The organism is Falsiroseomonas oryziterrae (assembly GCF_021864505.1).
In the GTDB taxonomy this organism is placed as follows: Bacteria; Pseudomonadota; Alphaproteobacteria; order Acetobacterales; family Acetobacteraceae; genus Falsiroseomonas; species Falsiroseomonas oryziterrae.
Genome location: NZ_JAKJIB010000022.1, coordinates 1 through 25,250, shown reverse-complemented (window position 1 = coordinate 25,250; position 25,250 = coordinate 1). Strand labels below are relative to the sequence as shown.

At 71.1% G+C, this 25,250-nt stretch carries 22 protein-coding genes and 1 pseudogene; 16 read left to right on the top strand and 7 right to left on the bottom strand.

What is annotated here, in order from left to right:
• A pseudogene (locus L2I40_RS03920) lies at positions 1-200 on the bottom strand (hypothetical protein); the annotation flags it as partial.
• 132 nt (positions 201-332) lie between these two features.
• On the opposite strand from L2I40_RS03920, the gene L2I40_RS03915 reads away from it, so the two are divergent.
• The 12 genes from L2I40_RS03915 (at position 333) to L2I40_RS03860 (ending at position 13,811) form a co-directional block, all read left to right on the top strand.
• Positions 333-1,943, top strand: a complete 1,611-nt coding sequence (locus L2I40_RS03915; protein ID WP_237213557.1) for an ABC transporter substrate-binding protein — start codon at positions 333-335, stop codon at positions 1,941-1,943.
• A 204-nt stretch (positions 1,944-2,147) separates the two neighbouring features.
• On the top strand, positions 2,148-3,569 hold the full coding sequence (locus tag L2I40_RS03910; RefSeq protein WP_237213556.1) for an amidohydrolase family protein: 1,422 nt from the start codon (positions 2,148-2,150) through the stop codon (positions 3,567-3,569).
• Positions 3,570-3,724: 155 nt separating this feature from the next.
• Positions 3,725-4,357 carry a hypothetical protein gene (locus L2I40_RS03905; RefSeq protein ID WP_237213555.1) on the top strand — a complete coding sequence of 211 codons (633 nt, stop codon included), beginning with the start codon at positions 3,725-3,727 and terminating at the stop codon, positions 4,355-4,357.
• 85 nt (positions 4,358-4,442) lie between these two features.
• Positions 4,443-5,417, top strand: a complete 975-nt coding sequence (locus L2I40_RS03900; RefSeq protein ID WP_237213554.1) for a Bug family tripartite tricarboxylate transporter substrate binding protein — start codon at positions 4,443-4,445, stop codon at positions 5,415-5,417.
• A 4-nt stretch (positions 5,418-5,421) separates the two neighbouring features.
• Positions 5,422-6,567: a mandelate racemase/muconate lactonizing enzyme family protein gene (locus L2I40_RS03895; RefSeq protein WP_237213553.1), complete on the top strand. Its 1,146-nt coding sequence runs from the start codon at positions 5,422-5,424 to the stop codon at positions 6,565-6,567.
• Positions 6,564-7,475: an EamA family transporter gene (locus tag L2I40_RS03890; RefSeq protein ID WP_237213552.1), complete on the top strand. Its 912-nt coding sequence runs from the start codon at positions 6,564-6,566 to the stop codon at positions 7,473-7,475. Before L2I40_RS03895 ends, L2I40_RS03890 begins: the two co-directional genes overlap by 4 nt.
• A 325-nt stretch (positions 7,476-7,800) precedes the next feature.
• Entirely contained in the window at positions 7,801-8,400 is a 600-nt protein-coding gene (gene atpH, locus L2I40_RS03885; protein WP_237213551.1) for an ATP synthase F1 subunit delta, read from the top strand.
• A 1-nt stretch (position 8,401) separates the two neighbouring features.
• Positions 8,402-9,934, top strand: a complete 1,533-nt coding sequence (atpA, locus tag L2I40_RS03880; protein WP_237213550.1) for a F0F1 ATP synthase subunit alpha — start codon at positions 8,402-8,404, stop codon at positions 9,932-9,934.
• 22 nt (positions 9,935-9,956) lie between these two features.
• Positions 9,957-10,841 carry a F0F1 ATP synthase subunit gamma gene (locus L2I40_RS03875; protein ID WP_237213549.1) on the top strand — a complete coding sequence of 295 codons (885 nt, stop codon included), beginning with the start codon at positions 9,957-9,959 and terminating at the stop codon, positions 10,839-10,841.
• Between the two features lie 13 nt (positions 10,842-10,854).
• Entirely contained in the window at positions 10,855-12,282 is a 1,428-nt protein-coding gene (gene atpD, locus L2I40_RS03870; RefSeq protein WP_237213548.1) for a F0F1 ATP synthase subunit beta, read from the top strand.
• Positions 12,283-12,457: 175 nt separating this feature from the next.
• Entirely contained in the window at positions 12,458-12,868 is a 411-nt protein-coding gene (gene atpC / locus L2I40_RS03865; RefSeq protein ID WP_237213547.1) for an ATP synthase F1 subunit epsilon, read from the top strand.
• Positions 12,869-12,950: 82 nt separating this feature from the next.
• Positions 12,951-13,811, top strand: a complete 861-nt coding sequence (locus L2I40_RS03860) for a ferritin-like domain-containing protein (protein ID WP_237213546.1) — start codon at positions 12,951-12,953, stop codon at positions 13,809-13,811.
• A gap of 45 nt (positions 13,812-13,856) precedes the next feature.
• On the opposite strand, the gene L2I40_RS03855 is transcribed toward L2I40_RS03860, so the two are convergent.
• Positions 13,857-15,536 carry a sensor histidine kinase gene (locus L2I40_RS03855; protein WP_237213545.1) on the bottom strand — a complete coding sequence of 560 codons (1,680 nt, stop codon included), beginning with the start codon at positions 15,534-15,536 and terminating at the stop codon, positions 13,857-13,859.
• A gap of 67 nt (positions 15,537-15,603) precedes the next feature.
• A complete protein-coding gene (locus tag L2I40_RS03850; RefSeq protein ID WP_272910932.1) occupies positions 15,604-16,305 on the bottom strand; it encodes a response regulator transcription factor in 702 nt (233 codons plus the stop codon).
• 95 nt (positions 16,306-16,400) lie between these two features.
• Here L2I40_RS03850 and L2I40_RS03845 point away from each other — a divergent pair, with 95 nt between their 5' ends.
• The 4 genes from L2I40_RS03845 (at position 16,401) to L2I40_RS03830 (ending at position 19,776) form a co-directional block, all read left to right on the top strand.
• Positions 16,401-17,129 carry a HugZ family pyridoxamine 5'-phosphate oxidase gene (locus L2I40_RS03845; protein ID WP_237213544.1) on the top strand — a complete coding sequence of 243 codons (729 nt, stop codon included), beginning with the start codon at positions 16,401-16,403 and terminating at the stop codon, positions 17,127-17,129.
• 167 nt (positions 17,130-17,296) lie between these two features.
• Positions 17,297-18,889: a phosphoenolpyruvate carboxykinase gene (locus L2I40_RS03840; protein WP_237213543.1), complete on the top strand. Its 1,593-nt coding sequence runs from the start codon at positions 17,297-17,299 to the stop codon at positions 18,887-18,889.
• Positions 18,890-19,054: 165 nt separating this feature from the next.
• Positions 19,055-19,471 carry a DUF2237 family protein gene (locus tag L2I40_RS03835; RefSeq protein WP_237213542.1) on the top strand — a complete coding sequence of 139 codons (417 nt, stop codon included), beginning with the start codon at positions 19,055-19,057 and terminating at the stop codon, positions 19,469-19,471.
• A 50-nt stretch (positions 19,472-19,521) separates the two neighbouring features.
• Complete coding sequence (locus L2I40_RS03830) at positions 19,522-19,776, top strand: hypothetical protein (RefSeq protein ID WP_237213541.1); 255 nt, start codon at positions 19,522-19,524, stop codon at positions 19,774-19,776.
• On the opposite strand, the gene L2I40_RS03825 is transcribed toward L2I40_RS03830, so the two are convergent.
• The 4 genes from L2I40_RS03825 to L2I40_RS03810 all read right to left on the bottom strand — a co-directional run bounded on the left by L2I40_RS03825 (position 19,773) and on the right by L2I40_RS03810 (position 25,015).
• On the bottom strand, positions 19,773-20,972 hold the full coding sequence (locus tag L2I40_RS03825; RefSeq protein ID WP_237213540.1) for an MFS transporter: 1,200 nt from the start codon (positions 20,970-20,972) through the stop codon (positions 19,773-19,775). The two genes, L2I40_RS03830 and L2I40_RS03825, sit on opposite strands and share 4 nt — an antisense overlap.
• Positions 20,969-23,842, bottom strand: a complete 2,874-nt coding sequence (gene polA, locus L2I40_RS03820; protein WP_372491006.1) for a DNA polymerase I — start codon at positions 23,840-23,842, stop codon at positions 20,969-20,971. Before polA ends, L2I40_RS03825 begins: the two co-directional genes overlap by 4 nt.
• The gene (locus tag L2I40_RS03815; RefSeq protein ID WP_237213539.1) at positions 23,802-24,026 is read right to left on the bottom strand and encodes a zinc-finger domain-containing protein; all 225 of its coding nucleotides are present in this window, start codon (positions 24,024-24,026) and stop codon (positions 23,802-23,804) included. Before L2I40_RS03815 ends, polA begins: the two co-directional genes overlap by 41 nt.
• Positions 24,027-24,097: 71 nt before the next feature.
• Entirely contained in the window at positions 24,098-25,015 is a 918-nt protein-coding gene (locus tag L2I40_RS03810; RefSeq protein ID WP_237213558.1) for a 2-dehydropantoate 2-reductase, read from the bottom strand.
• Positions 25,016-25,250 lie beyond the last annotated feature (235 nt).

Below are 25,250 nucleotides of genomic sequence, written 5' to 3'. Positions count from 1 at the left end.
GCGCGGTTCACCGCCTCCTGCGCCGCCGCGGCGCTGCCGGCCCGCGCCTCGGCGCGCAGCACGGCGACCACCTCGTCCGGCGCGCGCGTGACCTCGGCGCTCTCGGCGATGTGGAGTTCCGTCTCCGGCAGCGGCGCTGGCTGCGCGACGGCGACGAGCGGCAGGCCGAGCAAGGCGAGGCAGGCGATCAGGCGGCGCATCGGCACCCTCCGGTGAGGCGGGCGCATCCGGCGCCCCGGTGATGGCGGGAGCATGGCACCGGAACGGCCGGCTGTTGACGTCCCGCGCCACGCGGCGGAGGCTTTCCGACAGCCGCAACGGAGAGACCTGCGATGCGCCACACGGTTCGCCCCTGGACCCGCCGATGGACCCTCGCCGCCGCGTCCACGCTCGGCCTCGGGCTCGCAATGCCCGCCGATGCGCAGGCGCCGCAGGGCCGGCCCTTCACCTGGGCCTTCAACGCGGATGTGCTGACCCTCGACCCGCACTCTTCCAACAATACCTTTACGAACTCCTTCCTCGGCAACGTCTACGAGGCGCTGGTGCGGCACAACGACCGCATCGAGATCGAGCCGGCGCTGGCCGAAAGCTGGCAGCGCACCAGCCCGACGGTCTGGCGCTTCAACCTTCGCCGCAACGTGGTCTTCCACAACGGCGAGACGTTCGACGCCGACGACGTGCTGTTCACCTGGGCGCGGGTGAACGCGCCCGGCTCGCTCGCGCGCGGGCTGCTCGGGCAGATCAAGGAGGTGCGCAAGATCGACAGCCACACGATCGAGATCGAGACGCATCGTCCCTTCCCGATCCTGCTGGCCTCGATCACGCAGTTCTACATCATGGACGAGGGCTGGAGCCGCGCGAACAACGCGGCGAATCCGGCCGACCTCGCGGCGCAGGTGGAAAGCGGCGCGACGCGCACGGCGAACGGCACCGGCCCCTTCCGCATCGTGGAGCGGCGGCCGGACGAGCGCACGGTGATGGAGCCCCATGCGCGCTGGTGGGACCGGCCGGCGCACAACCTCTCCCGCGTCACCTTCACGCCGATCCGCAGCGCCGCGACCCGCACCGCGACCCTGCTCTCCGGCGGCATCGACGCGAATGTCGAGGTGCCGCTGCAGGACATCCCGCGCCTGCTCCAGGACCAGCGGGTGAACGTGATCGAGGGGCCGGAGCTGCGGACGATCTATCTCGGCTTCGACCATGAGCGCGACCAGCTGCTCTATTCCGACGTCCAGGGCCGCAACCCGCTGAAGGACCGCCGGGTGCGGGAGGCGATGTACCGCGCCATCGACGTGGACGCGCTGGTGCGCGGCGTGATGCGCGGGAAGGCCTGGCCGGCGGGGATGATGGTGAGCCCCTATCTCGCCGGCGCGCCGCAGGACCTGAACGAGCGCCTGCCCTTCGACCCGGAAGCTGCGCGGCGCCTGCTGGCCGAGGCCGGCTACCCGAACGGATTCTCGATCGGCATCGTCTGCCCGAACGACCGCTACGTGAACGACGAGCGCACCTGCCAGGCGATCGCCGGGATGCTCGCCCGCATCGGCATCAGGTTGCAGCTGCAGTCGGAGCCGACGGCGGTCTGGTCGCGCCGTACGGCGAACCGCGACTTCTCGATGTTCATGCTGGGCCATGCCGGCCTGCCGCTGGCCGATAGCTACTCCACCCTGAACGAGGTCCTGCGCACCGCGTCGCAGACGACGGGCGGGCTGAACTACGGCCGCTGGTCGAATGCCCGCTTCGACGCGCTGGTGGCGCAGGCGGCGGAGGCGCCGGACGAGGAGAGCCGGCGGCGGTTCATCCGCGAGGCGCTGCAGATCGAGCGGCAGGAAATCGCCCATATCCCGCTCTTCCAGCAGCCCATCGCCTGGGCCGCGCGACGGGGGATCGACCTCCGCCAGGCGCCGGACAACCGGCTGCGGCTGTGGCTCGTGCGCGTGGACTAGCGCGCCGTCTCCCGCTCCAGAAGATACCCTCTCCCCCTGGAAGGGGGAGAGGGATGGGTGAGGGGGTCGCGAAGCTGGTCTGACGATCGCTGCCGGCGCTTCGCGCAGCCCCCCTCACCCGCTCCGGCTAGGCGCTGCGCGCCAAGCCTGCGCGACCCTCTCCCCCCTGCCGGGGGGGCGAGGGAAGAGACACAGGAAAGCGCCATGACCACGACCGACCTCCTCATCCGCGGCGGCACCGTCATCACGATGGACGCGCAGCGCCGCGTGCTGGACGACGGCGCGGTCGCGATCAAGGACGGGCGCATCGCCGCGGTCGGGCCGACGGCGGAGGTCGCGGCGGCGCACCCGAACGCGGCGCAGGTCATCGAGGCGCGCGGCAAGGCGATCCTGCCGGGCCTGATCGACGGCCACGCCCATGCAGGCCACGGCCTGGTGAAGACGATGGGCAGCGGCGATTCCGACGCCTGGTCGGAAGCCTGTCGCATCATCTACACCCTCGCCTCGCCACCCGCATTCTGGCGCGCGGAGGCGCGGCTCGCGGCCTATGAACGGCTCCGCTTCGGCGTCACCACCGGCGTCTCGCTGCTCGGCGGCGGCGACAGCATCGGCCGCGTGGACCACCCCGCCTTCACCGACGCGCATGCCGGCGCGACCGAGGAGGTCGGCATCCGCTCCATCCTCGTGCTCGGCCCGACGCGCCCGCCCTTCCCGCGCCCCTATGTCGGCCCCGACGGCGTCGAGCGGCCCGTCAGCTTCGAGCAGCAGCTCGAGACCATCACCGCCGGCGTCGAGACCTGGCACGGCAAGGGGAATGTGCGCGTCGCGACGCTGATGCCCGTCTATCGCGAGGCGCGCCACGACCCCCAGAAGGTGAAGGAGATCGAGCGCCAGGGCCGGCTGGTGCGCGAGGCCGGCGCGAAGCGCGGCGCCTGGTTCCATCAGGACGGCCACCGGAATGGCTCGATCGAGATGGCCGACCGCATGTTCGGGCTGATGGGGCCGGACAGCTGGCACAGCCACTGCACCGACCTGACGGATGCCGACATCGAGACGCTGCGCCGCACCGGCGCAAGCGTGGTGCACAACCCCTCCGCGATTGCCGCCGTGCGCGGCTATTGCCCGGCGCCGAAGATGATGGAGGCGGGGATCACCGTGATGATCGGCTCCGACGCGACCGCGCCGGACCGGTCGGGCGACATGTTCCGCCACATGTTCCAGTGCATCCGCTACCACCAGCGGCACTTCCGCGACGAGCGGATGATGACGCCCGGCAAGGCGCTGGAGATGGTGACGGTGGACGCGGCGAAGGGGCTTGGGCTGGCCGACGAGATCGGCAGCCTCGAGCCCGGCAAGCTGGCCGACGTGATCACCGTGGACCTGACCGCGCCGCACATGGTGCCGGCCAACATGCCCGTGCATCGCGTGGTGTTCTTCGCGAACGGGCACGACGTGCGGGACGTGGTGGTGGGCGGGCGCGTCCTGCTGCGGGACGGCGTCGCACCGCACCTGGATGCGCAGGACATCGCGGAGGCCGCGCGGCGCGAGACGGAGGCGATGCTGGACCGCGCGAAGCTGCGCCACCTGGCCGTCGAGGACCCGGGCTGGGGCCTCACGCGGCGCTGAGTCGCGGCCGGCCACGCGGGCGCAACCAGCCCCGGTGAATGGCGGATTCGTCTCAATTGTCTTGACCAGTCCCTTCCCGCGGGCATATCCATGCTCGCGAAACCGTGAGCTTGTTGCGCCAGGGCGGTGGCGCGGGCTCGGGCAGCGAGGCGGGAATGGTCGAAACCACCTATGTGCCGCGTGAGCTCGCCAAGATGGCGGGCAGCCACTTCATCGCCGGGTCGGGCAACATCGCCTCCTCCATCACGGCGGCGGCGAAGGTCAGCGCCCTCAGCGACATCCTGCAGGACTATTTCCAGGATCGCGATTTCGAGTTCGACGGCACCGAGATCGAGGAGAGCGACGTCAAGAAGGCGATCGCCTATGCGCGCGGCAAGAAGGAATCCAAGGCGATCCGTAAGGGCGTGATCGGCACGGCGCAGTTCGGGCTCCAGGCCGCGGCGACGGTGGGCGGCGCGACGGTCGGATCGGTGATCCCCGGCCTCGGCACCGTGCTCGGCGGCGTCGGCGGCGCCGTCGCCGGGGCGAGCCTCGGCGTCGGTGTACTGCTGGTCGACCGGCTGAAGCGGACGACCAAGGGCATCTACAAATGGGCCAAGGGGACGCGCGGCGAGCATCGCAAGCAGGCGGCCTTCACGCTGCTGAGCATGGCCAAGAAGGCGACGGGCAAGAAGGACGCGGCGAGCGCCGCCTATGCGGCGCTGGTGGTCATCCTGGGCGACGAATTCGACGACGTGATGAAGAATGAGCGCTACGGCCGGCTCGCGGATCGCCTGAAGTCCAACTGAGCCGGCGGCGCTGCCTGCCGGTCGGGCCTCTGGCCCACCGCCCCGCCGCACGGCATCCTTCCCGCACGAGCGGAGGAGCCGTCCCATGCGCGCAACGAGACGCAGCCTGATCGTCGCCGCGGCCATGCTGCCGGTCGCGGCGCGCGCGCAGGCGCCCTGGCCCACGCGCCCGGTGCGCGTGGTGGAACCCGCCGCACCGGGCGGCGGCAACGACATCACCATCCGGCTCTTCGCGCCGCATCTGGAACGCGCGCTCGGCCAGCCCTTCGTGGTGGAGAACCGCCCCGGCGCGGGCGGGCGCGTCGGCGTGGAGAACGTCTTCCGCTCCCCGCCCGACGGCTATTCGCTGCTGATGGGCAATGCCGGGTCGAACGGCATCAACGCCGCGATCTACCGCGACCTGCCTTACAATCTCGAGACCGACTTCACGCCGATCTCCATGCTGGTGACCGGGCCGAACGCGCTGGTGGTCAACCCGCGCATCTTCCCGGTGACCTCGGTCCGCGAGCTGATCGCGGCGATCAAGGCGCGGCCGCCGAACACCTACAACTACGGCAGCGGCGGCGTCGGCTCCTCCGCCCATCTCTCGGCCGAGCTCTTCAAGCTCATGGCCGGCGTGCAGATGGAGCACATCCCCTATCGTGGCGCGCCGCAATTCGGCCAGGCCGTCGTCACCGGCGACGCGCCCTTCCTGATCGCCAACCTCGTCAACATCATGCCCTTCATCAGTCGCGGCGAGGTGCGGCTGCTGGCGGTGACCAGCCTGGAGCGCTGGCCGGACCTGCCCGATGTGCCGACGCTGCACGAAAGCGGCCTCGCCGGCTTCGAGACCATCGCATGGAACGGCCTGTTCGGCCCGCCCGGCCTGCCGCGCGCCGTCGTGGACCGCCTGGTGCCGGAACTGCAGCGCATCGGCCGCCTGCCGGAAGTAATCGACCGCGTGAAGCTGATCGGCGGCCAGGTCGTCGTCAGCACGCCGGAGGTGCTCGCCGCGCGGGTGCGCAGCGACATCGCGAAATGGCGCGAGGTGGCGAGCCGCGCCGACATCCGGGCGGAATAGACGCGTGTCGGCGATCGCGTCCGTCGCCTTCCGCGGCATCAACGTCACGCCGAAGACGAACTGGTGCTTCCTGGAGGTGCGGACCGAGGATGGGCTGCTGGGCACCGGCGAATGCACGCTGGCGAACCAGGAGCCGCTGCTGGAAGCCGAGGCCACGCGACTGGCCGCGCGTATCGCCGGCGAGGATGCGCGGCATCGCAACCGTCTCGCGCGCCTGATCCCGCATGCCCCGGGCGGGCTGGTGGCGGCGACGGTGCTTTCGGCCTTCGAGCAGGCGCTGGCCGATCTAGCCGCGCAGCGCGCGGGGCAGCCGCTGCACCTGTTCCTGGGCGGTGCGCTGCGCGATCCCGTGCCGCTCTACGCCAACATCAACCGCGGCGCGGAGCGCACGCCGGCCGGCTTCGCCGCCGCCGCCACGCGCGCCGTCGCGGCAGGCTTCCGCGCCGTCAAGCTCGCGCCCTTCGAGCCGCTGGTGTGGGAGGACGGCCTCTCCGACGGCAACCGCGCCGCCTATGCCGAAGGGCTGGCGCGCATCGCCGCGGTGCGCGCGGCGGTGGGCCCCGACGTCGCGGTCATGGTGGACGCGCATTGGCGCTTCTCGCCCGGCGGCGCGGCGGCCTTGATCCGCGATGTCGCGGAGTTCCGGCTGTTCTGGCTGGAATGCCCGGTGGCCGAGGCGAACCGCGCCGAGATCGTGCGGCTGCGCGGCATGGCGAACGACCGCGGCATGCGGTTGGCGGGCGCCGAGACGCTGGCGGGCCTCGCGGCGTATCGCCCGGTGATCGAGGCGGGCTGCTACGACGTGCTGATGCCCGACGTGAAGCATGCGGGCGGGATCGAGGAGATCCGCCGCATCGCCGCGCTCGCGCAGACCGCCGGCGTCGAGATCGCGCCGCACAACCCGACCGGGCCGGTTTGCCACGCGCATTCGGTGCATCTCTGCGCCGTGATTCCCAACTTCCTGCTGCTGGAAGTGCAGTTCGGCGAGACGGAGCGCTTCTTCGACATGGTCGAGGGCGAGTCGCTCCGCTTCCGCGACGGCGCCGCGCCGCTGCCGGAGGCCCCCGGACTCGGCATCCGGCTCGGCCCCGGGCCGCATGCTCCCTGGATCCGGATGGACCGGCCCTGGCTGGATCCGCGGTTGGGATGATCGCGGGCTGGGTCGGCTTCACGCTGGTCGCCGCGCTGTTCCAGTGCTGGCGCACCGCCCTGCAGCAGCGGCTGCGCGGCGAGCTCTCGGTCAACGCGGCCGGCGTGGTGCGGTATCTCTACGGCGTTCCGGTCGGGCTCGCGCTGTTGCTGGCCTATGGCTGGGCCATCGGTGAATCGCTGCCGGCCATGACGGCCTGGGCGCTGCTGCTCTGCGCGATCGGCGGCCTGGCGCAGATCCTCGGCACCAACCTGCTGATCATGGCCTTCGGCTATCGGAACTTCGCGGTCGGGACGGCCTATGCGAAGACCGAGGCGGTGCAGGCGGCGATCGTCGCGATGGTGCTGCTCGGCGACCATCTCTCGCCGCTGGCCTGGGTTGGGATCGCGGTCGGGGTCGGCGGGGTCGTGTACCTGTCGCTCGCCGGGCGCGGCACCACGCCGCGGGAGCTGGTGGCCGGGCTGACTCAGCCCGCCGCGCTCTGCGGCATCGGGGCGGGGTTCCTGTTCGGGCTGACCGCGGTGCTGGTCCGCGCCGCCAATCAGGACATGCCGGCCGGCGACCTGATCCACAAGGCGCTGCTGATCCTGGTGGTGACGAATGCGCTGCAGACGCTGATGCAGGGAGCCTGGGTCGCCTGGCGGGAGCCCGCCTCGATCCGGCCGATCTTCGCCACTTGGCGCAGCTCGGGCCAGGTGGGGGCGCTGTCGGCGCTGGGCTCGGCCTGCTGGTTCTCGGCCTTCGCCCTGGCGCCGGTGGCGCTGGTGCGGGCGGTCGGGCAGGTGGAGATCCTGTTCACCCTGGCCTTCAGCCGCTTCTACCTGAAGGAGAAGGCCAAGCCCGCCGACCGGGCCGGCAGCCTGATCGTCGTCGCCGGCGTGGTCCTGGTGTTGCTGGGAAGTCGCTGACCCCCGGGAAACACGGAAGCGGAGGAAAACGCGCTCCCAGCGCGTATGCGGCCGCACCGCGGCCGCCGCGCCGCGACCGCCCGTCTGCCCCGGCGCGCGATGCCTGCGGCGCGCAAAGCCAAGCCCGCGGAGCGGGCGCCGGCGCCTGAGGTCAGCTGCTTCGGCGATTGAGGCGCCATATATTGCCGCGCCGCAGCACGCATGGTAAGCGCCGCGCCGCTGCCGGGGGGTGGCCTTGGGCCACGCCCTGGCGCGCACCCCTTTGCCGCGCCGCCCTCGGGACTCGCCCCTGGGTGCGCTGCCCAAGCACAGGACCGGGACCGCCTTGGCCGCCGCGACGAACGTCACCGCCTCTCAGCAGGCGCCGAACCCGACCGGGCTATCGGAGCGCTATGCCCTCGCGCTTCTCGGCCTCGTGGACGATTTGCGCCAGAAGGAGCCCGGCGCGGCGGACCGCGTCGCGGCCGACCTCGACGGCCTGTTCCGCATCTGGCGCGAGGATGCGGGCTTCCGTGCCTTCGTCGCCGACCCGCGGCTCGACGGGGCGGAGCAGCGCCGCGGCGCCTTCGCCATCATCGAGAAGGCGGGCATCGGCACCGAGGTGCGCAACCTGGTCGGCGTGCTGATCAACAACCGCCGCCTGGGCCAGCTGCCGCAGGTGGCCGCGTCCTTCGGCGCGCTTCTCGCGGAACGGCGCGGCCAGCAGACCGCGCATGTGACCACCGCCCATCCGCTGTCGGACACGCAGCGCGCGCAGATCACCGCGCGCCTGACGGAAGCCGGCTTCTCGGGCGTGCAGCTGCAGGAGACCGTGGATCCCTCGCTTCTCGGGGGCCTCGTCGTCCGCATCGGCTCGCGCCTCTACGACAACTCGATCAAGAGCAAACTGCAGCGACTGCAGTACGCGATGAAGGGAGCTGCCTGACATGGAGATCCGTCCGGCCGAGATCTCGGAGATCCTGAAGCAGCAGATCGCCGGCTTCGATGCCGAAGCGAACGTGGCGGAGGTCGGCACCGTGCTGACCGTCGGCGACGGCATCGCGCGCGTCTACGGGCTGCAGAACGTGATGGCCGGCGAGCTCGTCGAGTTCCCGTCGTCCGGCCTCAAGGGCATGGCGCTGAACCTCGAGACCGACAACGTCGGCATCGTGATCTTCGGCGACGACAAGTCCGTCCGCGAGGGCGACACCGTCAGCCGCACCGGCTCGATCGTGGACGTGCCGGTGGGCAAGGGACTGCTCGGCCGCGTCGTGGACGGCCTCGGCAACCCGATCGACGGCAAGGGCCCGATTGTGGCGACCGAGCGCAAGCGCGTCGAGGTGAAGGCGCCGGGCATCATCCCGCGCAAGTCGGTGCACGAGCCGATGCAGACCGGCATCAAGGCGATCGACGCGCTGATCCCGATTGGCCGCGGCCAGCGTGAGCTGGTGATCGGCGACCGCCAGACCGGCAAGACCGCCGTCATCCTCGACACCATCATCAACCAGAAGCCGATCAACGCCGGCGACGACGAGTCGAAGAAGCTCTACTGCATCTACGTCGCCATCGGCCAGAAGCGCTCCACCGTCGCCCAGCTGGTGAAGACGCTGGAGGAGAACGGCGCGCTCGAGTACTCGATCATCGTCGCCGCCACGGCGTCGGACCCGGCGCCGATGCAGTACATCGCGCCTTACACCGGCTGCACGATGGGCGAGTTCTTCCGCGACAACGGCATGCATGCTGTCATCTTCTACGACGACCTGTCGAAGCAGGCCGTCGCCTACCGCCAGATGTCGCTGCTGCTGCGCCGCCCGCCGGGCCGCGAGGCCTATCCGGGCGACGTCTTCTACCTGCACTCGCGCCTGCTCGAGCGCGCGGCGAAGATGAACGACGACTTCGGCGCGGGCTCGCTCACGGCGCTGCCGGTCATCGAGACGCAGGCCGGCGACGTCTCAGCCTATATCCCGACCAACGTGATCTCGATCACGGACGGCCAGATCTTCCTGGAGACGGAGCTCTTCTTCAAGGGCATCCGCCCTGCGGTGAATGTCGGCCTGTCGGTGTCGCGCGTGGGCTCGGCGGCGCAGATCAAGGCGATGAAGCAGGTCGCGGGCAAGATCAAGCTCGAGCTCGCGCAGTACCGCGAGATGGCGGCCTTCGCGCAGTTCGCCTCGGACCTCGACGCGACGACGCAGGCGCTGCTCGCCCGCGGCGCGCGCCTGACCGAGCTGCTGAAGCAGCCGCAGTACAAGCCGGTGCCGGTGGAGGAGCAGGTGGCGGCGATCTTCGCCGGCACGCGCGGCTATCTCGACCGCATCCCGGTGAACAAGGTGGGCGAGTTCGAGCGGCGCATGCTGTCCGAGCTGAAGTCGCGCGCGCCGGAGATCCTGACCTCGATCCGCACCGACCGCGAGATCAAGAAGGATGTCGAGGGCAAGCTGACCGCCTTCCTCGACGACTTCGCCAAGTCCTTCGCCTGATCGGGACGGCAGGTTCAGCGCCATGCCCAGCCTGAAGGCCCTGCGCGGTCGGATCAACAGCGTGAAGTCCACGCGGAAGATCACGCAGGCGATGAAGATGGTGGCGGCGGCGAAGCTTCGCCGCGCGCAGAGCCAGGCGGAAGCCGCGCGCCCCTATGCCGAGCGCATGGCCCGCATGCTCGCCTCGCTCGGCGCGAGCGTCGCGGGTTCGCCGGACGCGCCGAAGCTGCTGGTCGGTACCGGCCAGGATCGCGTTCACCTGCTGGTCGTGGTCACCGCCGACCGCGGCCTGGCCGGCCCGTTCAACACCAATGTCGGCCGCTTCGCGCGCCACCGCATCCGGGCGCTGGAAGCGGAAGGCAAGACGGTCAAGGTGCTGTCCGTCGGCCGCAAGGGCGCGGCCTTCCTGAAGCGCGAATTCGCCCGCCTCGTGGTCGGCGAGATCAGCTTCATGGGCAAGAAGCGGATCGGCTTCGAGGATGCGTCCGACATCGCCGACCGCATCACCGCGATGCTCGAGACCGGCGAGTTCGACGTCTGCGAACTCATCTACAACCGCTTCCAGTCGGTGATCACGCAGGTGCCGACGGCGCAGCGGCTGATCCCGGCGCCGATGCCGGAAGCCGAGGCCGAGACGGCTTCGGGCCCGCAGGCCCTGTATGAATACGAGCCGGCGGAGGAGGAGATCCTCTCCACCCTGCTGCCGCGCAACCTGGCGATCCAGGTCTATCGCGCGCTTCTGGAGAACAATGCCGGCTTCTACGGCAGCCAGATGAACGCGATGGACAACGCCACGCGCAACGCCGGCGAGATGATCAACAAGCTCACGCTCAACTACAACCGCACGCGACAGGCCAACATCACCAAGGAGCTGATCGAGATCATCTCCGGTGCCGAGGCGGTCTGAGGAGCCCGAACCCATGAAGAACAATGTCGGCAAGGTGACGCAGGTCCTCGGCGCGGTCGTGGACGTGCAGTTCCCGCAGGACCTGCCTGCGATCCTGAACGCGCTCACCGTGAAGATCGGCGAGCAGACGCTGGTGCTCGAAGTGGCGCAGCACCTGGGCGAGCGCACGGTGCGCACCATCGCCATGGACACGACCGACGGCCTGGTCCGCGGCGCGGAGGTGGTGGACACCGGCGCCGGCATCTCCGTGCCGGTCGGCAACGGCACGCTGGGCCGCATCCTGAACGTCATCGGCGAGCCGATCGACGAGCGCGGCCCGGTCGCGGCCGAGAAGTCCTACACCATCCACCGCGAGGCCCCGCCCTTCGAGGAGCAGGCGACCAGCGCCGAGATCCTCGTCACCGGCATCAAGGTCATCGACCTGCTCGCCCCCTACCTGAAGGGCGGCAAGATCGGCCTGTTCGGCGGCGCGGGCGTCGGCAAGACGGTGACCATCCAGGAGCTGATCAACAACGTCGCGAAGGCGCATGGCGGCGTGTCCGTCTTCGCCGGCGTCGGCGAGCGCACGCGCGAGGGCAACGACCTTTACCACGAGATGGTCGATGCCGGCGTCATCAAGCTCGGCGAGGGCACGACCGAAGGCTCCAAGGTGGCGCTGGTCTACGGCCAGATGAACGAGCCGCCGGGCGCGCGCGCGCGCGTCGCGCTCTCCGGCCTCTCGATGGCGGAGTACTTCCGCGACGAGCAGGGCCAGGACGTGCTCTTCTTCATCGACAACATCTTCCGATTCACCCAGGCGGGCGCCGAGGTGTCGGCGCTGCTCGGCCGCATCCCCTCCGCGGTGGGCTACCAGCCGACGCTGGCCACCGACATGGGCGCGCTGCAGGAGCGCATCACCTCGACCAAGAAGGGCTCGATCACCTCGGTTCAGGCGATCTACGTGCCGGCGGACGACCTGACCGACCCGGCGCCCGCGACTTCGTTCGCGCACCTCGACGCCACCACCGTGCTGTCGCGCTCCATCGCGGAGATGGCGATCTTCCCGGCGGTCGACCCGCTCGACAGTACCAGCCGCGGCCTCGACCCCCGCGTGGTCGGCGAGGAGCACTACCGCGTGGCGCGCGAGACGCAGCGCATCCTGCAGACCTACAAGTCGCTGCAGGACATCATCGCGATCCTGGGCATGGACGAGCTCTCGGAAGAGGACAAGCTGGTCGTGGCGCGCGCGCGCAAGATCCAGCGCTTCCTCAGCCAGCCCTTCCACGTGGCCGAGGTCTTCACCGGCACGCCGGGAGTCTTCGTGAAGCTCGAGGACACGATCCGCAGCTTCGCGGGCATCGTCGCCGGCGAGTACGACCACCTGCCGGAAGCCGCCTTCTACATGGTCGGCACGATCGAGGACGCCGTGAAGAAGGCGGAGAGTCTCAAGGCGGCGGCCTGACGGCCGCCCCTCAGACGCCGGGCGCCGCGCCTCCGCGCGGCTTGGCTTCGCCGCGCCGCTGGCGCGCCCGGCGACTAAGTCAGTTGGGCGGCGCCGGCCGCGTTGCGGCCGGATCCTCCGTGGTCGGTTCCGGCCTGCGCCGGTGCCGCGTGATGTGAAGGCTTAGGAACGCGCGATGGCGACCTTCCAGCTCGAACTGGTCAGCCCCGAGAAGCTGCTGCTGAGCCGCCCCGTCGAGATGGCGGTGCTGCCGGCGGCGGAGGGCGAGATGGGCGTGCTGCCCGGCCACGCGCCGATGATCGTGGCACTTCGCGGTGGCATCATCACCGTGACCGAGAACGGCCAGGTGACCGATCGCCTCTTCGTCGGCGGCGGCTTCGCCGAGGTGACGCCGGAGCGCTGCACCGTGCTCGCCGACGAGGCGACGCCGGTTTCCCAGCTGTCCAAGGCGGATGCCGAGCTTCGCGTGCGCGAGGCCGAGGCCGCCTACAGCGCCGCGGCCGCCGAGACGCCCGAGAAGCGCGACGCCGCCATGGCGAAGCTGCTCGCGGCCCGCGCCATGCTCGGGGCTGCCGAGGCTGCCTGACTTCGCCCCTCGGGGTGCTTGAATCCGAAAGCCGTCCGCAAAACATAGGCTTGCGGGCGGCTTTGGAGTCTTCGGGGGAACCATGAAGCACTGGCGCATCGAGCAGGTGGCCTGGGACCGCTTCGACCCGTCCAAGGTGGACCCCGGGCTCGTTCCGCTCGTGAAGGCTGCGGCGATGGTAGAGCGCAACGGTGACGACTACGCGCTCTACCTGAACTCGGTGTTCCGCGACGACCCGGACTTCCAGCAGGCGGCCGACAACTGGGCTGTCGAGGAGGTCCAGCATGGGGAGGCGCTCGGCAAGTGGGCGACGCTCGCCGATCCGTCCTGGGATTTCCACGCGGCCTTCGCGCGCTACCGCGAGAGCTTCAAGATCGACACCAAGGCCGACGCCTCGATCCGCGGCAGCCGCACCGGCGAGCTGATCGCGCGCTGCATGGTGGAGACCGGGACCAGCAGCTACTACACCGCGCTCGGCGAGGGCACCGAGGAGCCGGTGCTCAAGGAGGTCTGCCGCCTGATCGCGGCGGACGAGTACCGCCACTTCAAGCTCTTCTACGACCACATGAAGCGGTATCTCGCGCGCGAGAACCTCTCCTTCATGCAGCGCTTCCGCGTCGCGATGGGCCGCATCGGGGAAAGCGAGGACGACGAGCTCGCCTATGCCTTCCACTGCTCCAACTTCGGCCCCGACACGCCCTACGACCACGACCGCTGCATCGCCGGCTACATGGGCCGCGCGATGGCCTATTACCGCTTCCGCCACGTCGAGCGCGGCATGGGCATGATCTTCAAGTCCATCGGGCTCGAGCCGCGCGGGCGCCTGTCCGACATCGCCGCGAAGGGCGCGTGGCGCTACCTGCAATGGCGCCGCGACCGTTTCCGCGCCGCGCTCGCCGCCAACGAGAACGCCAAGCCCGCCGCGCTGCCCGCCGCCGCCTGAGCCGGCTCGCCGGGCCGCGGCTGCGCGGCCGCGGGATCGACGAGTTCAGCCTGTCGGCAGGCGCACGATGAAGCGCGCGCCGAGGATGTTGCCCTCGGCGTCGCGCCGATTCTCCGCTGCGATGCGGCCGCGCAGTCCTTCCACGATCTGGCGCGAGATGGAGAGGCCGAGGCCCGAATGCTGGCCGAAGCGCTCGCCGCGCGGACGCTCGCTGTAGAAGCGGTCGAAGATGCTCTCGAGCTTCGCGTCGGGAATGCCCGGCCCTTCGTCCTCCACCGTGAACTCGATGGTGGCGCCGAGCGGCCGGGCGCGGACCGTCACCTTGCCGTCGGGCGGGCTGAAGGAGACGGCGTTGCCGATCAGGTTGCGGAAGACCTGGACGATGCGGCCCTCGACGCCGCGCACGACCAGCCCTTCGGACGGCCCCTCGATTTCGACGACGGGATCGTTCCCCTCGCGCGTGGCGGCGTGCAGCTCCGAGAGCGCCGCAAGGATCGGCCCCACATCCACCGGCTGCGCGACGGTGCGCGAAAGCTCGGCATCCACCTTGGAGCTGTCGGCGATGTCGTTGATGAGCCGATCCATGCGCACCGCGTCGTCGGAGATGATCTGCAGCAGCCGCCGCTGCTTCGGCGGATCCTCGATCCGGCGCAGGGTCTCGATCGCGCTGCGGACCGAGGTGAGCGGGTTGCGGAGTTCATGCGCCACGTCGGCGGCGAAGCGCTCGTTCGCGTCGATCCGGGCCCAGAGTGCGCGCGCCGCCGTCTGGAGGTCGCGCGCGAGCACGCCGATCTCGTCGTCGCGCATCAGCAGCGGCTTCGGCACGGAGCCGCCGCGGCCTTCGCCCTCGCGCATCGCCGCCGCCGATTCCGCCAGCTGCAGGATCGGCGTCGCCAGCGTGCGCGCGAGGTAATAGGAGGCCAGCACCGTCAGCAGCAGCGCGAGCCCGAACAGCGCGAGCACGGAGACGCGGATCTCCAGCAGGCGCTGGTCCACCTCGCGCGCCTCGCGCGTCAGCAGCACGATGCCGACGGTGGTCGCGCTGCGCCGAGCCGGCTCCGCCACCGAAACGAGCAGCCGGCCGTCCGCGGTACGGCGGATATAAGGGCGCACGCCACCCTCGAGCGCGAGGCGCAGCTCCTCCCGCCGGTCGCCGCTGCCGGCGCCGCCGAATTCCGGCTGCCAGTCGAAGGACGGCGCGTCCGGGTTCACATCCACCGTCACGCCCTGCCGTGTGTCGCGCGGCAGGATGGCGAGGATCCGGTCGTACAGGCCCCCGATCGTGCCGGCGATGGCGCCGCGCGGTTCGGGCGGCGGCAGCGGCTCCGTCACGATCGCGCCGCCCGGCCCCTCCCGCACGCGGCTGTCGGCGACCAGCAGGCCGGTGCTGTCGAACAGCCGCGCCTGGGTGTTGGGGGAGGGCTCGACCAGGCGGCGCAGCAGCGGCCGCGCGGCTTCCGGCACCAGCACGGTGCGCTCGTCGCGGGTGCGCGTCGCGGCCTCCGCGATGCCGCCGGCATAGATGCGCGCCTGGGTGCGCAGCGCCTCGACCTCCGCGGCGAGCAGGCCGTTCTGATACTGGTCGAGGTAGAGCAGCGCGGCGGCCAGCAGCGCCGGCGGCAGGGCATTGAGCAGCAGGATGCGGCGCAGCAGCGGCGACAGCCAGCGCCGCCGTTCCGGTTCCGTCCTGCTGCGTGTCAGCGGCGCGCCGCTCGCGTCGGGCATGCCTCGTCCTGCCTGCGGGGCGCCAAGCTAGCCTGTGCCATGAAGCGCGGCCACAGCCGCGCCGGGATCAGGCTTCCTTGTAACGATAGCCGAGGCCGTACAGCGTCTCGATCTGGCTGAACTCGTTGTCCACCTGGCGGAACTTCTTGCGCACGCGCTTGACGTGGCTGTCGATGGTGCGGTCGTCCACGTAGATGTTCTCGCCATAGGCCGCGTCGATCAGCTGGTCGCGGTTCTTCACCATGCCCGGCCGCACCGCCAGCGCCTTGACCAGCAGGAACTCGGTGACCGTCAGCTGCACCTGCTGGCCCTTCCAGACGCAGGTGTGCTTGGTCTCGTCCAGCACCAGGTCGCCGCGCGCGATGATGCCGCCGGCGGGCGTCCCGCTGCCCTCGGCGCGGCTCGCCTCGTTCCGGCGCAGCAGGGCGCGGATGCGCTCCAGCAGCAGGCGCTGGCTGAAGGGCTTGGTGATGTAGTCGTCGGCGCCGAGCCGCAGGCCCATCAGCTCGTCCAGCTCGTCGTCCTTGCTGGTCAGGAAGATCACCGGCAGGGCGCTGCGCTGGCGCAGCCGCTGCAGCAGCTCCATCCCGTCCATGCGCGGCATCTTGATGTCGAGCACCGCGAGGTCCGCGGGACGCGCCAGCAGCCCCTGCAGCGCCGATTCGCCGTCGGTGTAGGTGCGGACCTGGAACCCCTCCTGCTCGAGCGTCATGGACACCGAGGTCAGGATGTTGCGGTCGTCGTCCACGAGCGCGATGGTGGCTGGCACGGCGGGCACTCCTTCGGCCCGGCGGATCCGGGCCGGGCGTGCCGCCACCCTGGCGGCCAATTGTGGCAAAGGCGGGTCGGACACCCGGAGGCGATATGGCGACGGAAGGCCTGGGCTTCGAGGCGCGCAAGCTGATCCGCGGAGCGGCCGCGGCCACCCTTGCCACCAGCGCCGAGGGCCAGCCCTTCGCCTCGCTGGTCACCCCGGCCGCGGCCGGAGATCTCACGCCGCTCCTGCTGCTGTCCTCGCTGTCCGAGCACACCCGGCACCTGCGGGCGGAGCCGCGCTGCTCGCTGCTGTTCGTGGGCGCGCCCGAAAGTGCCAACCCGCAGACCGCGCCTCGCGTGACCGTGACCGGGCTGGCCGAGCCGGTACCGGCCGAGGAGGTACCGCCTCTCAAGGCCCGCTGGCTGGCGCGCCATCCCTATGCCGCGCTCTACGCCGATTTCGGCGATTTCGCGCTGTGGCGGATCCGGCCGGGGGGCGCGCTGCTGGTGGGTGGCTTCGCCCGCGCGACCCGGCTTCGGCTTGCCGACCTGCTGCCCGACCCGGCGGCCGTCGCGGCGCTGGCCACGGCCGAATCGGACATCGTCGGCCACGTGAACGACGACCACCCTGACGCCGTGGAGGCGATCGCGACGGGGCTCCACGGCGCTGCGCCGGGCGCATGGCGGATCGTCGCGGTGGACATGGATGGCTGTGATCTCGCGCAGGGCGAGAGTGTGCTGCGGCACCATTGGCCCGCCCCAGTGGCCGATGCGGACGGCGTGCGGGCCGCGCTCATCCGCGCCGCGCGGGAGGCGCGCGCCCGCCCCACCGCCTGAGCCTCGCCCCGCTGCTGCGGCGCAACACAAGCGGTTGTCACTGCGCTCCACGGCTGTTCGCGTTGCGGACATTGCCTTAGCCGCCCTAATTCTGCCGCCCTCGCCCGGCACCTGTCGGGCGTCGCGCGGCACGCCCGATCGGGTGCCGCGCCCGAGGAGGGAAGTTGATGACGTCCAACCCAGCGCTGACGGGCACCGGCGTGGCCGGACCCGCGGTCATCCATGCCAACCTGACCGCGGCGAACCTGGTGGCGCATGCGCTGCGGCGCGGGGAAGGGCGCCTGTCCGCCGACGGGGCCTTCATGGCGGTGACCGGCCAGCACACCGGCCGTTCCGTCCAGGACAAGTTCGTGGTGGACGACCCCGAGGTCCGTGACGCGATCTGGTGGGGCAAGATCAACCAGCCGATGCCGCCGGCGAAGTTCGCCGGCTTCAGCGGCAAGGTCCGCACCTGGCTCGGCCAGCAGCCGGAGCTCTTCACCCAGGACCTCTACGCCGGCGCCGATCCCGCTCACCGCATCCGCGTGCGGCTGGTGACGACGAATGCGTGGCACGCGCTGTTCGCGCGCAACATGTTCATCCGCCCGCCCAAGGCCGATCTCGACGGCTTCGCGCCCGACTTCACCATCCTCCACGCGCCGGAGCTGGACGCGAGCCCGGAGGAGGATGGCTGCCGCACCTCCACCTGCATCGCGCTGAGCTTCGCCAAGCGCGTGATCTGCATCGCCGGCACGAGCTATGCGGGCGAGATCAAGAAGTCGATCTTCACCGTGATGAACTGGCTGCTGCCGGACCGCGGCGTGCTGCCGATGCATTGCAGCGCCAATGTCGGCAAGGCGGGCGACGCCGCGCTGTTCTTCGGCCTGTCGGGCACCGGCAAGACCACGCTGTCCTCCGACCCGGAGCGCGCGCTGGTCGGCGACGACGAGCATGGCTGGTCCGACGGCGGCATCTTCAACTTCGAGGGCGGCTGCTACGCCAAGGTCATCAAGCTGTCCAAGGAAGCCGAGCCGCAGATCTGGGACGCCTCCCACCGCTTCGGCGCGGTGCTGGAGAACGTGATCGGCGACGAGGACGGCAACCTCGACCTCGATGACAACCGCCTGACCGAGAACACGCGCAGCTGCTACCCGATCGAGTTCATCCCGAACACGGTGGCGGACGGGCGCGCGGGCAAGCCGAAGACGGTGGTGATGCTGACGGCCGATGCCTTCGGCGTGCTGCCGCCGATCGCCAAGCTGACCCCGGCGCAGGCGATGTACCACTTCCTGTCGGGCTACACGGCGCGCGTCGCCGGCACCGAGAAGGGCCTCGGCAAGGAGCCGCAGGCGACCTTCAGCACCTGCTTCGGCGCGCCCTTCCTGCCGCGCCATCCTGAGGTCTATGGCCGCATGCTGGCCGACCGCATCGCGCGCGACGGCGCGCAGGTGTGGCTGGTCAACACCGGCTGGACCGGCGGCGCCTATGGCACCGGCAAGCGGATGAGCATCCAGCACACCCGCGCGCTGCTGCGTGCGGCGCTGGACGGCTCTCTCGCCAAGGCCGAGTTCGTGCGCGATCCCTTCTTCGGCCTGATGATGCCGAAGGCGGTGCCGGGCATCCCGAGCGCGGTGCTCAACCCGCGCGAGACCTGGGCCGACAAGGACGCCTATGACCGCCAGGCGAAGCACCTGGTCTCGCTGTTCGAGAAGAACTTCGAGACGTTTGCCGGCGCGGTGGACGAGGACGTGAAGGCCGCCGCGATTCGCGCGGCGGCGTGACCTCCCCACGACGTCGCTTCGCGACGCCGCGGGGACCCCTCGTGGGCACCTGACCCGCTTGGCTGGCTCATCCTCCCGCGGCAAAGCCGCGGGAGGGCACCGGGGCGCGGACTTGGCCGAGGCCAGCGGCTCCCCTTCCGTCAGTTGTTCCCGATAGGCAGGTGCATGCCCCTCGACGACACCAATCGCCGTCGTGACCGTGGCGAGGGACCGCCGCCCGCCCGCAACGTGCTCGGCGGCACGCTGCTGCCCTGCTCGGTTGCGCCGCTCACCGGTTTCTTCCGCGACGGCTGCTGCAACACCGGCCCGCAGGATGTCGGCCTGCACGTCGTCTGCGCCGAGATGACGTCAGCGTTCCTCGACTTCTCGAAGGCGCGCGGCAACGACCTCTCCACCCCACGGCCGGAGTACGGCTTCGCCGGCCTGAAGCCGGGCGACCGCTGGTGCCTCTGCGCCGCGCGGTGGGAGGAAGCGCGCCGCGCCGGCCTCGCACCCCGCGTCCTGCTGGAGGCGACCCATGTCGCGGCGCTACAGGTCGTTGCGCTGGAGCACCTCCGCGCCCACTGCCTCGACGTCGCCTGAACCCGGCCCGCAGGCCGGGCGTTGGGCCTGCTGCAGAGCGGGAGGCGCCCATGCCAGCGCGTCTGAAGCGCGGCGGCTCGCGGGCGACCGTGTCGGAGAACATCCGCGAGCTTGTCCATGACTGGGAGAAGGACGGCACCATCGGCAACGCCCGTCCGGAGACGAAGGACGAGGCGGTGAAGCAGGCCGTCGCCATCGCGCTCGGCGAGTCGCGGCGCACCGCGCGCGGCAAGTCGAAGCCGCCGCCGCCGCCCGCCGGAACGGCGAGCGCGAAGAAGGAGAAGGCGGCCCGCAGGAAGGGCTAGCCGGCCCTCCGCCGCAGCTCCGGCAGCGCCGCGGCGAGGGCGGTCGCGGTCATGAAGACGGCCGCCGCGACGAAGACGGCGGAGGGATGCCCGCCATCCATCAGCCAGCCGAACAGCAGCGGCGAGACGATGCCGCCGATGTTGAAGCCGGTGGAGACGATGCCGAAGGCCGCGCCCGCCTGGCCCGGCGGCGCCGCGGCGCGCACCATCATGTCGCGCGAAGGCATGCAGAGCCCGCTCAGCACGCCCGCCACGCCCAGCAGCACGACCGCCGCCACGCCCGGCGCCGGCAGCAGGACGACCGAGACCGTCGCCACCGCCGCCGCGGCGAAGCCCGCACCCGCCACGAGCCCATGCCGCGCCGTGCGGTCGGCGAGCTTGCCGCCGAGCAGCACGCCAAGCGCCGAGCCGACCAGGAAGGCGGTCAGCGCTGCGCTCGCCGTGCCGAGCGTCAAGCCGGGCCCTGCGACCAGTGCCGCGACGGCGAAGCCGTTAAGCCCGCCGATGGACAGCGCGATCAGCACGAAGAACCCGGTCAGGCCGAGGATCGCCGGGCTCAGGATGCGCGGCGCGTCCGGCCGCGCCTTGCGCTTCGGCGCGATCGTGTCGGGCGGGCAGGCAAGCCAGACATAGGCTGCCGCCGCGAAGGCGATCAGCGCCGCGCCCGCGACCGCGACCTGCGCGCCGAAGGCCGCCGCCAGCGCCAGCATCGTCGCCGGCGCGACGGCGCCGCCCGCATAGCCGGCGAAGGTGTGCCAGGAAAAGGCGCGGCCCATCCGGGGCGCGCCGATGCGCCCGCCCAGGATCGCGTAGTCGGCCGGGTGATAGACGGCATTCGCCAAACCCGCGACCGCCGCCGCCGCGATCATCCAGCCATAGCCGCCGAAGGCCGCGAAGGCGCCGTAGCCGAGCCCACCGAGCGCCAGCCCCGCCGCCAGCACACGCCGCGCGCCGATCCGGTCCACCAGGAAGCCGACCGGCGCCTGGGTGAAGGCGGACACCAGGCTGAACACGGTGATCGCCAGCCCGAGTTCCACGAAGCCGACGCCGAGCTGGTCCCGCAGCAGCGGGAACAGCGGCGGGAAGACCAGCATGTGGAAATGGCTGACTGCATGCGCGACCGCCACGGCGAACAGCGTCTGCCGCTCGCCCGAGGTCCAGCCCGCCTCCGCTGCGTCCCCAGCAACTGCGCTCAATGTGCTTCCGCCCAGGACCGCCCGTGCCCGACCTCGACGGCGAGCGGGACGGAGAGTTCCGCCGCGCCTTCCATCACCTCGCGCACCAGCCGCGTCGTGGCCTCGACCTCGGCCTCCGGCACCTCGAAGACCAGCTCGTCATGCACCTGCAGCAGCATGCGCGCCTTCAATCCGGCGTCGCGCAGCGCATGCGGCACGCGGACCATGGCGCGCTTGATGATCTCCGCCGCACCGCCCTGGAAGGGGGCGTTGATCGCCGCGCGCTCGGCGCCGGCGCGCCGCGCCGGGTCCTTGGACGTGATCTCGGCGATCCAGAGCTTGCGGCCGAAGGGCGTCTCGACATGGCCGCGGGTGCGCGCATCCTCCTTGAACCGCTCCATGCAGTCGCGGATCCCGGGATACTGCGCGAAATAGGCGTCGATGATGGCCCGCGCCTCGCCCGGCCCGATGCCGAGCCGCGCTGCGAGCCCGAAGGCCGACATGCCGTAGATGATGCCGAAGTTGATCGTCTTCGCGCGCCGCCGCGCCTCCTTGTCCACCTTGCCGGGATCGAGGCGGAAGATGTCGGCGGCGGTGCGGCTGTGGATGTCCTCGCCGCGCGCGAAGGCCTCCTTCAGGCTCGGCACGTCGGCGACATGCGCCAGGATCCGCAGCTCGATCTGGCTGTAGTCGGCCGAGAGCAGCACATGCCCGGGCTCCGCCACGAAGGCGGTGCGGATGCGCGCCCCTTCCTCGGTGCGGATCGGGATGTTCTGCAGGTTCGGCTCGGTCGAGGAGAGCCGTCCGGTCGAGGTCACCGCCATCGCGAAGTCGGTGTGCACGCGGCCCTGCGCATCCGCCTTCTGGGCCAGCGCCTCGACATAGGTGGATTTCAGCTTCTGGATCTGGCGGTGCTGCAGCGCGAGCCGCGCGAGCTCCACGCCCTTCGCGGCGAGTTCCTCCAGCACGCTCGCATCCGTGCCCCAGGCGCCCGTCAGCTTGCTGCGCTTGCCGCCCGGCAGCTTCATCTCGTCGAACAGGATTTCCCCCAGTTGCTTGGGGGACCCGACGTTGAAGGGACGGCCTGCGGCGGCGTGGATCGCCGCCTCGTACTCCACGAGCTTCTTCGCGAAATCCTCGCCGATCCGCGCCAGCTCCGCCTGGTCGATCTTGATCCCGGCGAGCTCCATGTCGCGCAGCACGCCGACCATCCGCCGCTCCACCTGCTCGTAGAGCGCCAGCGCCTTCGCGGCGCGCAGGCGCGGCTTGAGCAGCGCCCAGAGCCGCAGCGTGACGTCGGCGTCCTCCGCCGCATAGGCCGTCGCCTTGTCGAGCGGCACGCGGCTGAAGGGGATGCGCGCGCGGCCGGTGCCGGTGACGCTGTCGTAGCTGATCGGCGCATGGCCCAGATGCAGCTGCGCCAGCTCGTCCATGCCCTGCCCGTGCCGCCCGGCATCCATGGCGTAGGAGATCATCATGCTGTCATCGACCGGCGCGACCGCGATGCGGCCGTTCTCCGACCGGCACAGCACCTCGAGGTCGTATTTCGCGTTGTGCAGGACCTTCAGCACCGAGGGGTCCTCGAGCAGCGGCCGCAGCTCGGCCAGCGCGGCCTCCGCGTCGAGTTGCTCCGGACGACCGGCGCCCATCAGGTCGCCGCTGCCTTCGTGCCGCAGCGGCACGTAGCAGGCCTTGCCGGGCGCCACCGCGATGGACAGGCCGACCAGCGTCGCCTTCAGCGCGTCCAGGCTGTCCGTCTCGGTGTCGAAGCCGATCACGCCGGCCTCGCGCGACGCCGCGATCCAGCGCCGCAGCGCCTCCATCGTCGTCACCGTCTCGTACGGCCCGAAAGGCGCATCCTGCGGCGCGGCGGCCGGCGCCGTGGGTTCCGCGACGGCGCTGCGGACGGGGCGCGTCGTCGCCGCACCATCGCCGAAGCCCAGGCGCGCGAGCAGGCTGCGGAAGCCGTTCTCGCGAAGGAACTTCTCGAGCGTCACCGGCTCCGGCGGCCGCGCGACCAGTTGCTCCATCGCGATCGGCATCGGTGCGTCGGCGTCGAGCTGCACCAGGCGCTTGCTGATCCGCGCCTTCTCGGCGTTCTGCTCCAGCGCCTCGCGCCGCTTCGGCTGCTTGATCTTCGCCGTGCTGGCCAGCAGCGTCTCAAGGTCGCCGTATTCGGTGATGAGCTGCGCCGCGGTCTTGATGCCGATGCCCGGCACGCCCGGCACGTTGTCCGTCGAATCGCCGGCCAGCGCCTGCACCTCGACCACCTTGCCCGGCGGCACGCCGAACTTCTCGATCACCTCCGGCTCGCGGATCGGCTTCTGCTTGATCGGGTCGAGCATCTCCACGCCCGGCCCGATCAGCTGCATCAGGTCCTTGTCGGAGGAGACGATGGCGACCGTGCCGCCTTCGGCCACGAAGGCGCGGGCATAGGCGGCGATCAGGTCGTCCGCCTCGTAGCCCGGCTGCTCCACCTTGCAGACGCCGAGCGCCTCCGTCGCCTCGCGGATCAGGCCGAACTGCGGGACGAGCTCGGGCGGCGGCTCCGGCCGGTGCGCCTTGTAGTCGGGGTAGATCTCGTTGCGGAAGGTCGTGCGCGCGGTGTCGAACACCACCGCGATGTGGCTCGCCGCATGCTTCGCGAGGAACTGCGAGAGCATCTGGGTGAAGCCGTAGACGGCGTTCACATGCGTCCCATCCGGCCGCGTCATCGGCGGCAGCGCGTGGAAGGCCCGGAAGATGTAGCCCGAGCCGTCCACCAGGATCAGCCGCTTCTGGCCGGGCGCGACGGGCTGGATGCCGTTCCCGTTGCCACCCGCCGCCGGAGCCGCAGGTTGCGGCTGCGCCTCAGTGGTGGTGGTCGTCACCCGCGCCCTCGGCGAGCACATAGGTGCGCGAGCAGTAGGGGCAGGTGACCTGCCGCTCCTCGATGCGCAGATAGACCAGCGGATGGCCGAGGGCCCCGCCGCCGCCGTCGCAGCCGACGGTCCGCGTGGTGACGGTGAGATGTTCGCTCGGCGTCACGCCGGGGGTCTCGACCGGCGTATAGCCCGTCTGCCGCGGGTCTCGCATCGTGTGTCCTTGCCTCGGATCGGCCGGAAGATAGGGGCGGCGGCCGGATCAGGCCAGACGCCCGGCTCCCTTCAGAGGCGGCCGGCCGCCCGGCGCTGATCGTAGGCGCGGGCATGCAGGACGGCCAGCGCGTGGATCTCGCCCGGCACGCCGGCGCGCCGCGCGGCCTCCAGCAGCCAGGCGAGGATGTGCTCCGCCTCCGTCCGCCCGCCGGCCTCCAGGTCGCGCAGCATGGACGCGGTGTAGGTGCTGGCCGCATCGGAGAACAGCTTGCGGTAGGTCTCCATGAAGGCCGGCGTCATGACGTGGCCGTGCGCCGCCGCGATGTCGGCGTTGCGCTGCAGCAGGGTCAGCAGGAACTCCGTGCCGCCGGCGCGCACGATCTCGCCCACGCTCGCGCGCATCAGAACCGTGCCGGCCGCGACGGTGCCGAGATGCACCAGCTTTTCCCACATCCGGCGCTGGATGTCGGGCACCGCCTCGGCCTCGAGCCCGCGCGTCCTGCCGAGCGCCGCGGCCAGCGCCGCTGCGCGGCCGTCCATCCGCCCGTCCTGCTCGCCGAAGATCAGCCAGCGCCAGTCGCCGAGATGCTTCACCACGCCGTCCGGCGTGAGCGTCGCCGCGCATTTCGCGAGGCCACCCCAGACCCTCTCGCGCCCGAAGGCGGCGCTCAGCGTGTCCATATGCGCCAGTCCGTTCAGCACCGGCAGCACGCAGGCGCCGGCCTCGACCGCCGGACGGATCGTCGCGATGGCATCTTCGAGGTCATAGGCCTTGCAGGACAGCAGCACGACGTCGAAGCCCGGTCCGGCGCGATCCGTCGTGGCCACGGGGCGGCGGATGTCGCCGAGCGGGCTCTCCACCACCAGCCCCAGGCGCGCCAGTTGTTCGGCCCGGCGCGGCCGCACGAGGAAGACGACGTCCAGGCCGCGCTCCAGGGCGCGGCCCCCGAAATAGCTGCCGAGCGCCCCGGCGCCGAGCACGAGCATCCGCACGTCGCTCTCCCTTTCGTAATCCTCAGGTGCACCGGGGACATACGCGCGTTACATCTGCGGGGCCATATCGGGGCCTCCATGCGCCGGCTGCCTCTCCTCGCAACTGTGCTTGTGCTGTTCGGCGGCGCCGCCTGGTGGGCGACGACGCCGGCCGCGATGGGCTGGATCCCGGCGCTGCCGGGCTGGGCGGGCGGCGCCGCCGCCGAAGGCCCGCGGCTGCGCCTGGCGG

Bases quoted from the DNA above. Each gene is read 5' to 3' on its own strand.
- L2I40_RS03915 (WP_237213557.1), top strand. From the start codon at position 333: ATGCGCCACACGGTTCGCCCCTGGACCCGCCGATGGACCCTCGCCGCC.
- L2I40_RS03910 (WP_237213556.1), top strand. From the start codon at position 2,148: ATGACCACGACCGACCTCCTCATCCGCGGCGGCACCGTCATCACGATG.
- L2I40_RS03905 (WP_237213555.1), top strand. From the start codon at position 3,725: ATGGTCGAAACCACCTATGTGCCGCGTGAGCTCGCCAAGATGGCGGGC.
- L2I40_RS03900 (WP_237213554.1), top strand. From the start codon at position 4,443: ATGCGCGCAACGAGACGCAGCCTGATCGTCGCCGCGGCCATGCTGCCG.
- L2I40_RS03890 (WP_237213552.1), top strand. From the start codon at position 6,564: ATGATCGCGGGCTGGGTCGGCTTCACGCTGGTCGCCGCGCTGTTCCAG.
- atpA (WP_237213550.1), top strand. From the start codon at position 8,402: ATGGAGATCCGTCCGGCCGAGATCTCGGAGATCCTGAAGCAGCAGATC.
- L2I40_RS03875 (WP_237213549.1), top strand. From the start codon at position 9,957: ATGCCCAGCCTGAAGGCCCTGCGCGGTCGGATCAACAGCGTGAAGTCC.
- atpD (WP_237213548.1), top strand. From the start codon at position 10,855: ATGAAGAACAATGTCGGCAAGGTGACGCAGGTCCTCGGCGCGGTCGTG.
- atpC (WP_237213547.1), top strand. From the start codon at position 12,458: ATGGCGACCTTCCAGCTCGAACTGGTCAGCCCCGAGAAGCTGCTGCTG.
- L2I40_RS03860 (WP_237213546.1), top strand. From the start codon at position 12,951: ATGAAGCACTGGCGCATCGAGCAGGTGGCCTGGGACCGCTTCGACCCG.
- L2I40_RS03855 (WP_237213545.1), bottom strand. From the start codon at position 15,536: ATGCCCGACGCGAGCGGCGCGCCGCTGACACGCAGCAGGACGGAACCG.
- L2I40_RS03845 (WP_237213544.1), top strand. From the start codon at position 16,401: ATGGCGACGGAAGGCCTGGGCTTCGAGGCGCGCAAGCTGATCCGCGGA.
- L2I40_RS03840 (WP_237213543.1), top strand. From the start codon at position 17,297: ATGACGTCCAACCCAGCGCTGACGGGCACCGGCGTGGCCGGACCCGCG.
- L2I40_RS03835 (WP_237213542.1), top strand. From the start codon at position 19,055: ATGCCCCTCGACGACACCAATCGCCGTCGTGACCGTGGCGAGGGACCG.
- L2I40_RS03830 (WP_237213541.1), top strand. From the start codon at position 19,522: ATGCCAGCGCGTCTGAAGCGCGGCGGCTCGCGGGCGACCGTGTCGGAG.
- polA (WP_372491006.1), bottom strand. From the start codon at position 23,842: ATGTGCTCGCCGAGGGCGCGGGTGACGACCACCACCACTGAGGCGCAG.
- L2I40_RS03815 (WP_237213539.1), bottom strand. From the start codon at position 24,026: ATGCGAGACCCGCGGCAGACGGGCTATACGCCGGTCGAGACCCCCGGC.
- L2I40_RS03810 (WP_237213558.1), bottom strand. From the start codon at position 25,015: ATGCTCGTGCTCGGCGCCGGGGCGCTCGGCAGCTATTTCGGGGGCCGC.